Here is a 15,855-nt window from a genome sequence, read left to right as displayed (position 1 = left end):
GATTTCGGTATCGTGTTGCGAGTTTAGGCCAGATGTAGTTTGTCGCGTTAGCGCTCCAGTCACTTGCCAACTGTGCGTTAGACGGGAGTCGTCCGGGAACGCGCGAGGCGACGATTTTGCCACCAAGCCCAGGTCAAAAAATCAAGACCCGCGAATCGTCCGGCTCCAACGCTCGCCAGAAAAATCAATGCCAGTGCCTCGACGGCGTGAAAGTAGGTCAGCTCTGTTCCATGGTCCCCGGGAAACTGCGACAGCACGACGCCAAACAAAAACAGCGCTCCGGCCGTCGCCGCCCAAGGCACCAGCAGTCCCAGCACCAGCAGCGCGCCGATGGTCAAATCGAACACTGGAATAACCTTGTCCAATGTCCTGGATGACACGACACCTTCGCCGGGTCGCTCAATTCGATAATATCTGCCAGCCGCACGTTGTTCGGAGGTAGCAACGGCGTTGAGGTTGCGTTCATACTGATCCCATATCGCTTGAATCGACTCGATGGCTGGTTGGACCGACGACTTGTCCTCGCGGGCAATGCGTTCTTTCTGTGCGCGCAGTCCAGGTACTTGATTCCAAACCGCCTTCTCACTCATCACTTTCAGTCGTTCGCGGTTCTTTTGGTGCTTGGATATCTCTGCGGCATACTCTTCAAAGACCAGCTTGAGCTTGTCCTGAGACAGCTTCTCCTGTCGTTCCACAGCCTTGACCTGCTCGCCGCTGAGCGAAAATCGTTGCTGGACTTCGGCGGCGGCGCCCTTAAAAAGTTTGCTGACAAGCTCGTAGTCCAATCGTGCGCTGCCGTCACGGTCCCAGATCAGGCCGTGAAAATACCCGGCCAAACGCCCGTCAGCCGATTTTAGGAACCCCTCCGATGAAAACTTGCCGGACTTGACTTTATCGGCACCTTCCATGAAAAAGTGCCAGCCAATAGCCAGTCGCAGGGCGACGATGGCCACGATCCCCAGAGTTCCCAGGCGAGCAAAATTGTGCATAGGCGGCGAATTCCGTAGCTGAAACCAGATCGTTGGCGGATAGACCTCCGTAAAATACCGAATTTATTATGCCCCTCAGGGCGAACCTAGCCAAGCCGTATTACTATCCATACGGTGTAAATCAATTGCGGCAACTCTCGCCAGCCGCCAGGGAAAAGCGATTGGCGGCAACTGGTTTCAGTACCATGGACGATGTCATTAACTGCTCCGATTCGCCTTGACAATCATTGAAACGGGCCTGGGCAATCCCTTTCCCGAATGCTAGATTCGGCGGGGCAGTTAGCCAACAGAAATGAACCGCACTTGATAGTGCCCTCGTAGCTCAGTTGGATAGAGCAACGGATTTCTAATCCGTCGGTCGCAGGTTCGAATCCTGCCGGGGGTGTTCGATAGCGTAACGCCAGCCTAACATCACACGCGTTACATGCATGGGGTTGCCGATCCCTTTCCTTTGCCCAGATGGTCCAAGTGCTGCGAGTCACCCGGCGCATCGGAAATTGGTTGGCTGACCAGCGACGCCGAATTGTCGGCTGGCGCGCGAACAGGTAAACTACCGCTGTTCGTTCTGTGTGATACACCAGAAATTGCAAATAACGCGAATTTGGAGTTGCTAGATGACAACTGCTACGAAGCCCAGCCTCAAGGAAGGGACGTCCGCCCGGCTGGTTCTGGACGGCAAAGAATTGATTCTGCCTGTAGTGGTCGGAACCGAGGGCGAAAAAGCCATCAATATCTCCAATCTCCGTCGGGATTCCGGATTTATCACTATCGACGAGGGGTACGTGAACACTAGCAGTACGCTCAGTGCCATCACCTTTTTGGATGGTGAGCAAGGCATACTGCGTTATCGCGGCTATCCCGTTGAACAAATTGCCGAGCATTGCGACTTCGTGGAAGCATCCTATTTGTTAATCTACGGCCAACTGCCGACGGCGCAGCAATTGGCAAAGTTTCGCGATGCCATTCAGCAGCATACGATGTTGCACGAGGACATGAAATCGTTTTACAACGGCTTCCCGCGCGATGCGCATCCGATGGCGATTCTGTCGTCTGTGGTCGGTGCGTTATCTACCTTCTATCAAGATTCGCTCGATCCACACGACCCTCAACAGGCTCAAATCTCGATTCACCGCTTGATGGCCAAGCTGCCTACAATCGCCGCGTATAGCTATAAGAAGTCGATTGGGCAACCGTTCAACTACCCGCGCAATGACTTGGCTTATTGCGAAAATTTCTTGCAGATGATGTTTGCGGTGCCCACCCAAGCATACGAACCGGATCCGGTGTTTGTTGAGGCGCTGAATTTGCTGTTGATTTGCCATGCTGATCATGAACAAAATTGCAGCACATCAACCGTCCGCATGGTGGGTTCATCGAACGCCAATCTATTTGCGTCCATTTCAGCCGGTATTTGCGCCCTGTGGGGACCATTGCACGGCGGAGCCAATGAAGCCTGCATCAATATGTTGGAGAGCATCGTGGCTGATGGCGGCAACGTCAAGAAGTATGTGGACAAGGCCAAAGATAAGGCCGATGGCTTCCGCCTGATGGGCTTCGGGCACCGTGTTTACAAGAATTTCGATCCCCGTGCGACCATTATTAAACGCGCGTGCGACAAACTGCTGCAACGATTGAACTTGAATGAGCCGCTCTTCGAAGTGGCCCAGGAACTGCAAGAGGTCGCATTGAATGACGACTATTTCAAAGAACGACAACTGTATCCAAATGTCGATTTCTATTCGGGAATCATCTACCGCGCCATGGGGTTACCTACCCAAATGTTCACGGTGTTGTTCGCCATCGGTCGTTTACCGGGTTGGATCGCGCATTGGGTGGAAATGCATCAGTCACCATCTCCAAAGATTGGCCGTCCGCGACAGATTTATACCGGTGAAACCAAGCGAGATCTAGTGCCGCTCAGCAAGCGAGGCTAATCCATAAAAGCGCTGCTGAACCGCAAACGCGGTCAAGGAATGCTGCCAGTGCGGAGGCCAACATCGTATGGCGATCGTCCAGCACCCCAATGCCCACCAAGCACAGCCGCTGCTTCCATTAATCAGCCAACCACTGACTGGGCCAATCTCCGACTTAACTCTGTTGCAGCAAAGCCTGTTATTCGCTGAATTATCGCAAGTTGCCTATGGACTACCCGATCAAATTACCGCTTCATCCCAAGCGGCCGGCTTCCAGTCGTTGGACTTTTTAGAACAGGACAATGCACAGGCATACTTGCTGACGACCCAGTACGACTGCATTGTCGTCTTTCGTGGAACGGAGCCAGAGAATCTGGAGGACATTCGAGCCAGTTCCGATGCTGTACTCGTAATCGCCGAAACGCTCGGTCGCGTCCACCGAGGATTCAAGCGCGAAGTGGATCTGCTGTGGCAACCGCTTGAGAAACTGCTGAAAGACAACCAAAAGCCGTTGTGGTTTTGCGGTCATTCGTTGGGCGGCGCCTTGGCCATTATCAGCGCGGGTCGCTGCGTCTTGTCGCCAATACCGTCTAACCCGAAGGGTCTATTCTCTTTCGGTAGTCCACGCGTCGGGAATCGAAAATTCATTAATTTTGTCAAGCTGAATCACTATCGCTGGGTCAACAACAACGACATCGTGACTCGTCTGCCGCCGCGTTGGTTAGGATACAGTCACAGCGGCCGAGAACTCTACATGAACGCCTACGGACAGGTCCGCGAATACACCAGATGGAATAAGTTCCGCGATCGATGGCTGGGATTCTACCTCACACTGCGGCAAGGCCGATTCGACCATGTGGCTGATCATTCCATCTCCAGCTACATCCAAAACCTCCGCCAAGCGGTCGCCGACGAAGCCTAGGCATCTGTGCACGTAAAATCGTAGACCAAAGGCTCGCGCTCATACCGCTTGTTGGCCAAAGCATCCTGATAGTGGGATCGCAGCTCACTGAGGTATAGTTCGTACGGCATGTCACTAAACGCGCCGTAGTCGTGGAGGTAGGTCATAAACACATTGCCTCGGCTGTCATACGGCTGAAAGATGGCATCCTGCGTTCCGTCGAATTCTAGCGCGTCTACACCCAGGTAGCGGCACAAAGTGCTGTTGAATGCCGGAGTGGTTTTGATCCACCGATCGTCCAAGAGCAATTCAGCGGCTCCGTGGAAGACCAGATAGTCTTTTTTCAGTAGCCGTTCGAGTTTTTCAGTTCCGATATGATTGCGGACGATGTAGAAGCTCAGTCGGCTGGGAATGCCGAGCGCTCGCGCACAGGCGGCCAACAAGATGCCTTTTTCGATGCAATAGCCGCTGTGGCGAGTCAACAACGTGCTGGCCTTCAACCCCGTGCGTCGCAGGTCCAGCACATACGGGTTGTACAGGAAACCATCCCGCACAGCATAGTAGAGTTGCACGATCTGCTGACGAGGTGATTCAGCGCCTTGAGCATGTCTCCGCGCATACTCTGCGACTGCGGGATGATCGTAGTCCAAGAACTCAGTAACGCGTAAGTATTCGTCTGAAACCATCAAGCCGAACTCGCTTTTCTAATAAAATAACCACACGTGACCCGGTTGAGCATTCTTCGTGGTAAATGAGTCTTCGCAATCGAACACCCAGTACTCAGGTCGTGCCAGCGTTGGCAATTCGGTGCCAATCCGCCAGTGGTGTATGATAACTCGTCTGCTCTGACTGTCGATCGTCTAGCAGCGTCCCCTTGATGCGGTGGTCGGTGACTATGCTCGCGCCTGTGGGTTGATGCCGTCAGTATAGAACCTTACACAGATCGAGTAGTCGCAATAGATTGACAGACGCTCCCTCGGCTACCACAATCACGAATACTATGCGATTCTGGGCCTCGGTCGATATGCTCGCCAAGTCAATGCTCAGAGGTTGAATGTGGGATCGAGGTGGTTCGTTGGCCAGTCAGATTGGAGTCTACTCGATGCGCAGCTACGGAATCAGTTGGTTACTACTAATGATGACGGCGGTTGCTCCCGCAGTCGCAGTGGGGCAGTTGCGCGGCGAAAAGCCGGAATTGGTGCGTGTCACCGACCAGGTGTACTGTGCGTCGGGCTACGCGCTGGGCAACACCATGTTTGTGATTACATCGGATTGCGTCGTGGTCATCGATACCACAGAAAGTCCCGATGCGGCACAGGCGGCGCTGAGAGCGTTGCAGCAAATTACTCAATTGCCTGTGCGCTATATCATCTACACACATTTTCATGGCGACCATATCAATGGTGCCATAGCGTTTCGCCCGCGTGATAAGAGTTCGCTGAATATTATTGCCCAAGCCAATCACGACCGCGAGTTGTTCAGATTTCAGGCGCTACGCAACTACAACCGACGACTGAACGCAATTCAGTTTGGCGCAGGTCTCAAGCACAAGGACGTTACCTTAGAACTCGCGCTGGATCCGAACCGTCCCACGATCGGCTATATGCGGCCTACCATGACGTTTGACGCTGAGTATAAGTTTGAAGTGGGCGGTATTCCATTGGAGTTGTACCATACCACCGGAGAAACAGACGATCACTTGATGGTTTGGTTGCCGCAGCAGCGTGTCCTGTTCCCTGGCGACTTGTACTACCATAGTTTTCCAATGCTCTCCAGTCCTATGAAGCACGACCGGCCAGTCATCCAGTGGGCGGAATCGCTCGAGCGAATGGCCAAATTGGAACCTGAGTTTTTAGTGCCTTCGCATACGCAACCGCTGCAAGGCACGCCGCTTATCAAGGAGACGCTGGGACATTACGCCCAGGCGATCCGCCATGTTCATGACGAGACAGTACGCTGCATCAACCAGGGGATGAGCCTAGCGGAAACGCGAACTCAAGTCCAGTTGCCTGAACACCTGGCGAAAAAACCGTACTTGGCCGAGCGCTATGGTCGGGTGGCGTGGAGTGTCAACGGGATTTACCGACAATACACAGGTTGGTACGACATGTTTCCCGCAAACTTGAACCCCGGTCAACCGATGGAGCTGCACAAAGAGATTGTGGCAGCCTCTGGTGGTCCCCTGGCGCTATTGAATCATGCGCAGCAGGCGCAGGAGCAAGGCCGCTTGCAACTCGCACTAGAATTGTTGACGATCGTCCTAAATGCTGACCTTTCAAATACAAGGGCTCGTGTTCAGGCCGCCTCGGTTCTGCGTGGGTTGGCGGAGCAGTCGACCAATAACGTCGAGCGCAACGTCTATCTGTTGGCCGCTCAAGAGCATGAAGAACAGATGTCGCTTACCAAGTAGATTCAGATACAGGGGCAGAGTAATACGCTGCGATAATACGGAGTTAAGGTGATGCAACAATTGGCGAATTGGCTGTGGGTATTTAGTCGCACATGGACCGGCGCGGCCTGGGTCATAGCCCTGATTCTTAGCAGTCATCTGCAGGCCCAGGAGCTGCGTTACGAACTCGGCGCGCGGCTGCGAATGCTCGAGCGTGAGTTCGAGAAACTGACAACGGCCCAGCAGCGAGCCGCCGCCTTGCCAACAATGTCCGAGGCGGTACGTCTGTTCTTCAGTATGAAGCTGCCAGATGCCGCACAGCAAATTGATGCGACGCGCATCGTTCTATGCCCGGAGGGCCAACGCCCGCTTTTTGAAAGAACCGTGAATCTGCGGCTGGCATGTTCGTCGCGAGTGCTTGATCCCAAGCAGCAAACGCTGGACTGTACCGTCGGGCCTCTCTATGGCGACACAGCGTGGGACGACACAGTGCTCTCTTGGCGACTAGTGCCATTGGTTGTGGCTCAACCTATCTCAACCATCGCTGGCATCTTGCCCGGCGGCTCCGAACAACAGGATTCTAACCTAGGAGTGGCCAGTGGCAGTCTTGCATTATCAGGTCCTCCACCAGCTCGCTTTTCGATTCAAATCGCTGAATTGGCACCGCAAGATTATTTATTGCAAGTGTCGATTGGTTCTGATGGACAGAAGGCTTCTGGAGAAGCTGATGGCAATGTTCAATTGCTGCAGCGTATCGTTTCGCTCGTGGAAAGGCCTGTTCAGAGAGTTGCAACTCTGCAAGAGTCCATCGACAACATGCCAGACGAGAGTTTTCAAAATTTACATGCCTCGAGCGTTCGTGGGAATACGCGTCTGTTGGCTCGAATTTTGGACGGCAGTTCATTAGAGACTGACTTTCCGGCGGCGCAATTGCTGGAGCAGACCGAGAGAGCGTTGCAGCTTGTACAGGCTGGCAAGCCGGCCTATGGAATGAGTCAACCCGGGCAATCGTGGATCGTCAGCGGCAAGGGAGCCAACGAAAGATGGTTACGAGTTCGCGCGCCGAAGGCCGCCAGCGCTGGCCAGCCGCTCCCATTGGTGTTGGCGCTGCATGGTGCCGGCGGCAGTGAGAACATGTTCTTTGACACCTACGGAGACGGTAAGGTCGTGCGGTTGTCAGAGGAACGCGGTTGGCTGCTTGCGGCACCGCGCGCAGGCATGGGATATTCAGGCTACAAGTTGGAGCAATTGGTCGACTGGATTGACCAGCTGTATCCGGTCGATCGACGTTCGGTGTTCGTGGTTGGCCATTCGATGGGCGCGGGCGGGGCCGTTACATTGACCTCAGCCGCCAAGCAAAAGCCGACGGCGGTGGCAGCATTGGGAGGTGGACGGGCCATCAAGGAGACCGTGGGTTTTGAGGGGGTTCCTGTGTTCGTGGCCGCTGGTAGCCACGATTTTGGACGAGCAGGGGCGATGCAGTTGGCCGATAGCCTGCAAGCCGGTGGCATTCAGGCCAGCTATCGCGACTACGAGAACGTCGAACACCTGGCCATGGTACAGGTCGCTCTGGACGATGTTTTCAAGTTCTTTGACTCGCACCTACCGCAGATACAGGCTGCTCCATCGATTGGTCAAGGGCTGCGCATTAATGAATTGCAACTTGTCGGCACTCATAATTCCTATCATTTGGCACCTGATTCGGTCGCCATGCGGACCATCGCCGCCCTGGCACCTGGAGAGGCCAAAGCGATTGATAACTCGCAGAGACCAATTACAGACCAACTTAGCCAATTGGGCGTGCGGCACATTGAGTTAGACTTGTTCCTGGACCCAGAAGGAAAGCTATTCAGCAAGCCGCTGGCATACACTCAGGCCCTGCGCCAACAAGCGGATGTCCCGGAATTTGATCCCGAAGGCAAGTTAAATCGGCCTGGCATCAAAGTACTTCACAGTCCCGATTTCGATTTCCGCACGACAGCTTATTCGTTGATCGATGCGTTGCAGGAGGTCAAAAACTGGTCCGATGCGCATCTGCAGCATGTGCCGATTTTCGTGTTGTTGGAGCTAAAGACCGATTCCTTCTCGCCGGCCACACGGCCACTGAAGTGGACGCTGGAGTCCTTTGATGAACTGGAAAACGAGATTCTATCCGTCTTTCCGCGCGAGCGAATCTTGACACCCGATGTCGTTCGCGGCGATGCACGCACGCTCCGTGATGCGGTGGCTGGCCAGGGCTGGCCAACCGTCGATAGCCAGCGCGGCAGGGTGGCTTTTCTGCTGGACAATGGCGGTCCGATTCGTGACCTGTATTTGACTCGTAGCGAAATTCTAGCAGGTTGTCTGTTGTTTGTGAGCGTTGATCGTCAACATCCGGCTGCGGCGTGGATGAAGTTGAACGATGCGGTGCGGTCGCACGATGAAATACAGCAATTAGTTCAGGAAGGGTTCATGGTACGTACGCGTGCTGACGTTGGCACCGTAGAGGCGCGACGCAATGACCCTCGTCGCCGCGACTTGGCAATCTCCAGTGGTGCCCAGTTGATCAGTACCGATTTTCCAGAGCCTGATCTGCGGTTTTCCGACTACCATGTTTCGTTGCCGCTGCCACCGGAATAGATCGGGCAAAAAACCCCAGCGTTCTTCAGGCTCAACGGTGCGATGCTGGCGTTTGGCGTTGGTGGTATAATAGAGCTAACTCGCCAGTGACCAAGAAGAATTACCGGTTGCTTGGACCGTTAGACCTAATCGACAACCGCGCATGAATGCACCATTAAAAAGTAGCTGGAAATTAGGGTGGACAGAGCTAGGTAGACTGGCCAGCTGGTCGTTACTAGTTTGGCTTCCAGCGTTTCAGTTCGTATCTGCTCAGTCATGGGCAGCAGAATCAAATAGCGCGCATGCCACGGCAATCAATTATGATCGCGACATTCGGCCCATCTTGGCCCAGAACTGTTTTGCCTGTCACGGATTCGATGGTTCGGCTCGGCAAGCTGACTTGCGCTTGGACACGCGACAAGGTGCATTGACTTCTGGCAGCGGAGATGCCGTTGTACCTGGAGACGTGGCTGCCAGCCAGCTCATTCAGCGCATTGACGCCCAGGAAGACGGCCTGCTGATGCCTCCGCCGGAAAGCGGCAAGACGCTCAGTCCAACCCAACGCGAGCTGCTGCGGCAATGGATAGCGCAGGGGGCCGAGTATCAAAGCCATTGGTCGTTCGCCGCACCACAAGCCCCGCCGATACCTCATTGTTTCCGAGAGTCAGAACAGTCGGGAGTTAATTGTAGTTCTGTGCGAACTCCGATTGACTCATTCGTCCAGGAAAAACTAACTGAAGTAGGATTATCGCCAGCATCCACTGCGGCACCGCAGACTTTGTTGCGCCGCCTAAGCTTAGATCTGATTGGTCTGCCACCTACGCAGTTGGAAATTGACGAATTCATGTCGCACTGGAACTCCGATACCGAGTCTGCCTACCAGCAGACGGTCGATCGATTGTTAGCAAGCCCGCACTACGGCGAGCGAATCGGTCGTTGGTGGTTGGACCAGGCGCGATATGCCGATAGCAACGGCTATTCCGTAGATTCTCCCCGTGAGATCTGGCCCTATCGCGACTGGGTCATTGCGGCTCTAAACGACGACATGCCGTTTGATCAATTTACGATCGAGCAGATCGCCGGTGATTTGCTGCCCGACGCAACTCAAGCGCAGAGAATTGCCACTGGCTTTCATCGCAATACGCCGCTGAATCAAGAAGGCGGTATCGATCGCGAACAATTCCGCATGGAAAGCTTGTTTGATCGAGTGGCGACCACGGGGACGGTCTGGTTGGGGCTATCCATCGGTTGCGCCCAGTGCCACGACCACAAGTTCGATCCCATCACGCAGGCAGAATACTATCGTTTGTTGGCGTTTTTTAACAGCCAGGACGAGCCGTCTCTCAAGGTGGAAACTTTGCGTGGCGACTCCGCATCGACGTTGGTCATGAAGGAACGTGCCAGTCCGCGAGCAACTCATCTCTTGGTCAAAGGCGATTTCACGCGCCCTGCCGAAACTGTCGATCCTGCAACTCCAGCATGTTTGCCCGATTTGAAATTAGCGTCGACGGACGCTAGGCCATCCGGCTTACCAGTGCCTCTCGTAAAGCCGCTGGAAAATGATACCGATGGCGCTGACGTTGAGCCAGTCAGTGATGCGCCTGCACTTGGACCTAACAGACTAGACTTGGCACGCTGGTTGGTCGATCGTCAGCAGCCCTTAACGGCCCGCGTGATCGTCAATCGGGTATGGCAATTGCACTTCGGACGTGGCTTGGTAGAGTCGGAGAACGACTTCGGCATGCAAGGCACTCCACCAAGCCACCCAGAGCTTCTGGACTGGCTGGCAACCGAATTTATGGAAGGCGGTTGGCATTTCAAGTCGCTGCATCGAATGATTGTTCTGTCACACACTTATCGACAAAGTTCCGTTGTTACTGATCGCCATCTGGAATTGGATGCCAACAATGTCTACCTAGCTCGCCAAAACCGCTTTCGATTAGACGCAGAGTTGGTGCGCGACGTGGCGCTGACTGCTAGCGGGACACTGGATCGGACAGTTGGAGGACCATCGGTGTTTCCACCTTTGCCCGATGGCGTCATGCGATTAGGACAGGTTAATCATCCATGGAAGACCAGCGCAGGCGGCGACCGCTATCGACGTGGTTTGTATACGTTTATGTTTCGTGCCATGCCGATGCCAACGTTGAATGTGTTTGATGCTCCTGAGGGAGTCAGCAGTTGCACGCAGCGTCTGCGCAGCAATACCCCTTTGCAAGCGCTGACCCTGATGAACGATGGGGCATTTGTGGAACTGGCACGCGCTTTGGAGTTGGTAATAATGGCCGAAGGGGTGAATGCAGCCTTCCAAAGGTGCGTTTCCCGCGAGGCTACTAGTGCTGAGCTGGCTGTGCTTGAGCAGCTCGATTCACTGACCGCTGCTCGGGCCATGCTGTGTTTGGATGAGACGATTTCGCGCGAATAATAGTGAGTCGCAGCGAGTAACGGTAAAAGGAAAACTGGCAATGCTGGGCCGGCGCTGGGACCGACAACTAAAAATTGAAAGATCAAAGTACTTGGCGACCAAACTGAGTTGAATCGGCCAATTTGCAAGGACCACGCTTGACCTACCCTACGAGACCCATGAACGGTTACAACGAAGCTTCTGGACAATCGCCGTTACGCCATACCACGCGGCGATATTTCTTTGGTCGCTGCGGCATCGGCGTCGGCTCACTCGCCTTGGCGGAACTGTTGAAACATTCGTCAACGATGGCCGCCGATCCGAGGGCTTCCTCGACGCCGACCGATTCTGTCAATGGAAGGCGGAAAGGTCGCGCACAGCGTGTAATCTTTCTGTTTATGGCTGGCGGTCCCAGTCAGTTGGAATTGTTTGATTACAAACCGAAGTTGACCGAATTGAGTGGTCAGGCGATACCGGAGAGCTTTATCGCGGGCAAGCGTTTTGCGTTCATGGACAGTAGTCATCGTACCGATTTGCTGGGTTGCAAACGCCGTTTCGCGCAGTATGGAGCCTGCGGTGCGCATGTGAGCGACTTGCTGCCGCACATCAGCCAGATCGTGGATGAATTGACCATTGTTAGGTCATGCCAAACTGATTTATTCAATCACGCACCCGCTAAGTTGTTTATGAATACTGGCAGTGGGCAATTTGGTCGCCCAAGTTTGGGCGCCTGGGTGACGTATGGACTGGGTAGCGATTCCCGAGATTTGCCGGGCTTTGTAGTGCTGCAAAGTGGACCGCGGGGCCCCAGAGGTGGGGCCGTTAACTGGGGCAGCGGCGTATTGCCCACGACGTTTCAAGGAGTGCCTCTCAGAAACCAAGGTGACCCGATTCTGAATCTGTCTACACCGACTTCCATTTCCGAACAGCAGCAACAGCAACTTGTGCAAGCCATTGGGCAACTGAATCTGGCGCGACTGGTCGAGACGGGTGATCAGGAAATTGCCACGCGTATCAATGCCTTTGAGATGGCTTACCGGATGCAAACCAGCGCTCCTGAATTGATGGACACATCCGGTGAATCTGCTGAGACACTTGCCCTGTACGGCATTCGCGATCCGATGGAATCCAGTTATGCTCGGAACTGCCTGTTGGCGCGACGTTTGATCGAACGCGGCGTACGTTTTGTGCAGTTGTATCATACTAACTGGGATCATCACGGCGGACCGACAGAGAACTTGGAAAAGCATCTTCCCGAAGTTACTCAAGAGATCGATCAAGCCTCGGCAGCTTTGGTGCTGGACCTCAAGCGGCGTGGATTGCTGGAAGATACCATCGTTATTTGGGGCGGCGAATTTGGGCGCACGCCCATGGGTGAAGTGCGTGAATCGACCGGACGCAATCACCATATCGACGCCTTTACCATGTGGTTTGCGGGCGGAGGATTTAAGCCGGGGATGCTCTACGGCCAAACCGACGAATTTGGGTTTGGTCCGATCGAAAACCCTGTACACGTACGCGATATCCACGCAACTTTATTGCATTTGCTCGGGTTGGACCATGAGCGGTTGTCGGTACGCTTTCAGGGACTTGATATCCGCTTGACTGGCGTCCAACCTGCGCACGTTCTGACTGACATTCTCACGTAGTGCGTACGTGTGCCTCTCTTCGGTTCCGGATTAGTTGTGAATAAGATTAATGATGGAGCAGCAGATGTCCCGCAATTATCCAAGCGGGTAGCAGTGGAATCTGATACTGGCGGCAGTGAACTGGGAATATGCCGCTGGCGGCGACTGTGGATTCGGCGTTACGCCGTGATTGCTGGGCTGACACTAGCGTTGATCTCTGCTTACCTGCTGCTGCGATTCTACTTCTTAGTTGACGAGGCTACGGCCCGTTGGCCACTGTGGTTGGCGCTAGGATTAGGTGGCGTGCCGCTGGTGGTTGAACTTGTACTGGGCCTGTTGAGGCTGGAGTTCGGCTCGGACCTGTTAGCGGGCATCTCCATCGTAACGGCGATATTATTAGGCGAATATTTGGCAGGCACGCTGGTGGTATTGATGTTGTCCGGTGGCGCTGCACTGGAGTCCTATGCCGTGCGCCGAGCATCATCCGTGTTGGATGCTTTGGCGCGACGTATGCCCTCGGTTGCTCATCGCCGACTGAAAGATGGCCTGCTGGAGGTTCCGATCGCGGAGGTACAGGTGGGCGACCTGCTGGTTGTGTTGCCGCATGAGAGTTGCCCTGTAGACGGCTTGGTAGTTGAGGGGCATGGCAGTATGGATGAAGCCTATTTGACAGGAGAGCCTTATGAGATGTCCAAGTCCGTTGGTTCGCCAGTGCTGTCCGGGGCCATCAATGGAGCAGCGGCGCTAACGATTCGCGCCACACGACTGCCCAAAGATTCTCGTTATGCTCAAATCATGCAGGTCATGCAGCACTCGCAGCAGCAACGACCTCGTATCCGACGTCTGGGCGATCAATTGGGCGCGTTCTACACGCCGCTGGCTTTGGCAATCGCCGTTTTGGCCTGGAACTTTAGCGGAGATCCGTTACGTCTGTTATCGGTGTTAGTGATAGCCACTCCCTGCCCGCTGTTGATTGCTATCCCAGTTGCGATTATTGGCTCAATATCGCTGTCGGCGCGGCGCGGCATTGTCATTCGCGACCCGGCTGTTTTGGAACGAATCGGTCGTTGCAGTACCATGATTTTTGATAAGACGGGTACACTGACATATGGCAAGCCAAGTTTAGTCGAACAGCACGTAACAACCGAATTCAACGCAGATCAGATTCTTGAGCTAGCTGCGAGTCTGGAACAGTATTCCAAGCATCCATTGGCCGCGTCCATTGTCGCCGCAGCCCGTGACCGCAGCTTGAATGTCCAGGTCGCTCAAAGCGCTCAGGAATTACCGGGCCAGGGGCTGCGCGGCGTCGTGCTGAACCACGAAATCCGCGTTACCAGCGCGAAGCAACTGTTAACCGAACAACCTGAATTGAAAGGAAAACTGCCGGCGGCCAGCGGCGGATTGGAATGCGTTATCTTGGTCGATGGACACTACGCGGCCACCTATCGCTTTCGAGACGAACCGCGATCCGAGAGTGCTTCATTCGTGGAGCACCTACTGCCACACCATGGGTTCGATAAGTTAATGCTGGTGTCTGGCGATCGGCTGTCGGAAGTTGAGTACCTGGCCCAACGCGTGGGCATCACCGAAATTCATGCCGGAAAGAGCCCTGAGGAGAAGTTGGCCATCGTGCAAGCCGAAACGGCCCGCTCGCAAACGGTCTATGTTGGTGACGGTATCAACGATGCCCCGGCCATGCAAGCCGCCACTGTCGGGCTGGCGTTGGGGCAGAACAGTGATGTGACGGCGCAGGCTTCCGGTGCGGTATTGTTGAACAGCATGCTTGGTAGCGTCGACGAACTGCTGCATATCGGCCTGAGGATGCGGCGCATCGCCTTGCAAAGCGCACTAGGTGGCATGGCGCTCAGTTTTGTGGGGATGCTGTTTGCAGCCGCTGGCTATTTGCCGCCAGTTGCCGGCGCTGTGCTGCAAGAAGCCATCGACGTCCTTGCGGTCATGAACGCCCTGCGCGCCGCCTTGCCTCCAGCTCAGTTACGCGACTATGAGTGACCGCTGTGGGCAGCGGTACGCTGCTCAGCTTGGTGCCAGCGGGCTGACTGGCAGGTGCCGCGTTGCTGGAAGGTTGCTAGTAGCGCATCTTTGATCGACCCCTTGTGCAGACTCCACTGGGGAGCGATTAGATTTTTGGGTGGCGCATCGCCAGAAATACGCTCAATCACCATCTGCGGGGGAAGTCGCTCTAGGAAGTCAGCCACGATTTCAACGTACTCAGATAGTTCCAGCATGCGCACTTCTTCACGCCTCAACATTTCGGCCAGTGGAGTACCTTCAACAACGTACAAATTGTGCAACTTGACGCTATCCACATTCCACTGCGCCACTTGATCGGCGGTGGCCATCATCATCGCTTGGTCCTCACCGGGCAGCCCCAACATAATGTGAACTCCAATCTCGAAGCTGCGACCGTAGCACCGCTCGATTGCGTCCATCGAGGCATCGTGATGGTGCCCGCGATTCATCCAGTCGAGGCTGCGATCGTGAATTGTCTGGACGCCTAGCTCCAATGAAACGTAAGTTTGCTGAGCAAACTGGTCAACAAGATCCAATATTTCGTCGGGGAGACAATCCGGACGGGTACCGATAACCAGTCCTACAATTCGCGGGTCTTCGAGAGCTATTTCCCAGAGCGATCGCAACTTGTCCAGCGGGCCGTATGTATTGGTGGCAGGCTGAAAGTAGGCAAGAAACCGCTCGGTTTGGTAGCGGCGCTGTAGCCCCTCGATGCCACGCTGAATCTGCGCGGTAATGGCGTCACGGTGCACGCGCCGGCTGGGGCTAAACGCCCGGTTGTCGCAGAACACGCAGCCTCCCACGGCGACCGTACCATCGACGTTCGGGCAGGTAAATCCACCATCTAGGCTGATTTTTTGAACTCGGCATCCAAATAGATGTCGGTAATGACTATTCAGGTTGTAGTACTTCAGACCTTGAGACCGCCAGTCAGCGACTGGAAGTTTGGGTCGAAAAATTGACCTTTGCATAGCTGGAGCTTAAATTAGAAGATGCAGTTCA

At 54.6% G+C, this 15,855-nt stretch carries 10 protein-coding genes and 1 tRNA gene; 8 read left to right on the top strand and 3 right to left on the bottom strand.

Going from position 1 to position 15,855, the window contains the following annotated elements:
- Nucleotides 1-77: 77 nt before the first annotated feature.
- Nucleotides 78-989 (bottom strand): hypothetical protein, encoded by a 912-nt coding sequence (locus KF752_09220; GenBank protein ID MBX3421721.1) that lies wholly within the window; start codon nt 987-989, stop codon nt 78-80.
- A 311-nt stretch (nt 990-1,300) separates the two neighbouring features.
- Between KF752_09220 and KF752_09215 the strand changes: the two genes are divergently transcribed.
- The 3 genes from KF752_09215 to KF752_09205 all read left to right on the top strand — a co-directional run bounded on the left by KF752_09215 (nt 1,301) and on the right by KF752_09205 (nt 3,824).
- Nucleotides 1,301-1,374, top strand: a tRNA-Arg gene (locus tag KF752_09215).
- 229 nt (nt 1,375-1,603) lie between these two features.
- Nucleotides 1,604-2,923: a citrate synthase gene (locus KF752_09210; protein ID MBX3421720.1), complete on the top strand. Its 1,320-nt coding sequence runs from the start codon at nt 1,604-1,606 to the stop codon at nt 2,921-2,923.
- Nucleotides 2,924-2,990: 67 nt separating this feature from the next.
- The gene (locus tag KF752_09205) at nt 2,991-3,824 is read left to right on the top strand and encodes a lipase family protein (protein MBX3421719.1); all 834 of its coding nucleotides are present in this window, start codon (nt 2,991-2,993) and stop codon (nt 3,822-3,824) included.
- Here KF752_09205 and KF752_09200 read toward each other — a convergent pair.
- A complete protein-coding gene (locus KF752_09200; GenBank protein ID MBX3421718.1) occupies nt 3,821-4,489 on the bottom strand; it encodes a transglutaminase family protein in 669 nt (222 codons plus the stop codon). The genes KF752_09205 and KF752_09200 overlap by 4 nt on opposite strands.
- A 389-nt stretch (nt 4,490-4,878) precedes the next feature.
- On the opposite strand from KF752_09200, the gene KF752_09195 reads away from it, so the two are divergent.
- The 5 genes from KF752_09195 to cadA all read left to right on the top strand — a co-directional run bounded on the left by KF752_09195 (nt 4,879) and on the right by cadA (nt 14,832).
- Nucleotides 4,879-6,213: an MBL fold metallo-hydrolase gene (locus KF752_09195; GenBank protein MBX3421717.1), complete on the top strand. Its 1,335-nt coding sequence runs from the start codon at nt 4,879-4,881 to the stop codon at nt 6,211-6,213.
- A 51-nt stretch (nt 6,214-6,264) separates the two neighbouring features.
- On the top strand, nt 6,265-8,811 hold the full coding sequence (locus KF752_09190) for a hypothetical protein (protein MBX3421716.1): 2,547 nt from the start codon (nt 6,265-6,267) through the stop codon (nt 8,809-8,811).
- 142 nt (nt 8,812-8,953) lie between these two features.
- A complete protein-coding gene (locus KF752_09185) occupies nt 8,954-11,215 on the top strand; it encodes a DUF1553 domain-containing protein (protein MBX3421715.1) in 2,262 nt (753 codons plus the stop codon).
- 158 nt (nt 11,216-11,373) lie between these two features.
- Complete coding sequence (locus KF752_09180) at nt 11,374-12,843, top strand: DUF1501 domain-containing protein (GenBank protein ID MBX3421714.1); 1,470 nt, start codon at nt 11,374-11,376, stop codon at nt 12,841-12,843.
- A gap of 144 nt (nt 12,844-12,987) precedes the next feature.
- Nucleotides 12,988-14,832, top strand: coding sequence for a cadmium-translocating P-type ATPase (gene cadA / locus KF752_09175; protein ID MBX3421713.1), 1,845 nt, complete (start codon nt 12,988-12,990; stop codon nt 14,830-14,832).
- On the opposite strand, the gene KF752_09170 is transcribed toward cadA, so the two are convergent.
- Nucleotides 14,823-15,824 (bottom strand): TIGR01212 family radical SAM protein, encoded by a 1,002-nt coding sequence (locus KF752_09170; protein MBX3421712.1) that lies wholly within the window; start codon nt 15,822-15,824, stop codon nt 14,823-14,825. The genes cadA and KF752_09170 overlap by 10 nt on opposite strands.
- Nucleotides 15,825-15,855: the final 31 nt, after the last annotated feature.

Source organism: Pirellulaceae bacterium (assembly GCA_019636385.1).
Lineage (GTDB): Bacteria > Planctomycetota > Planctomycetia > Pirellulales > Pirellulaceae > Aureliella.
Note: the sequence above shows the minus strand (reverse complement) of the source record. Positions and strands in the feature narration are given on the sequence as shown.

Coding starts and splice junctions, on each gene's coding strand:
- KF752_09210 (MBX3421720.1), top strand. CDS start 1,604: ATGACAACTGCTACGAAGCCCAGCCTCAAGGAAGGGACGTCCGCCCGG.
- KF752_09185 (MBX3421715.1), top strand. CDS start 8,954: ATGAATGCACCATTAAAAAGTAGCTGGAAATTAGGGTGGACAGAGCTA.
- KF752_09180 (MBX3421714.1), top strand. CDS start 11,374: ATGAACGGTTACAACGAAGCTTCTGGACAATCGCCGTTACGCCATACC.
- KF752_09220 (MBX3421721.1), bottom strand. CDS start 989: ATGCACAATTTTGCTCGCCTGGGAACTCTGGGGATCGTGGCCATCGTC.
- KF752_09200 (MBX3421718.1), bottom strand. CDS start 4,489: ATGGTTTCAGACGAATACTTACGCGTTACTGAGTTCTTGGACTACGAT.
- KF752_09190 (MBX3421716.1), top strand. CDS start 6,265: ATGCAACAATTGGCGAATTGGCTGTGGGTATTTAGTCGCACATGGACC.
- KF752_09170 (MBX3421712.1), bottom strand. CDS start 15,824: ATGCAAAGGTCAATTTTTCGACCCAAACTTCCAGTCGCTGACTGGCGG.
- KF752_09205 (MBX3421719.1), top strand. CDS start 2,991: ATGGCGATCGTCCAGCACCCCAATGCCCACCAAGCACAGCCGCTGCTT.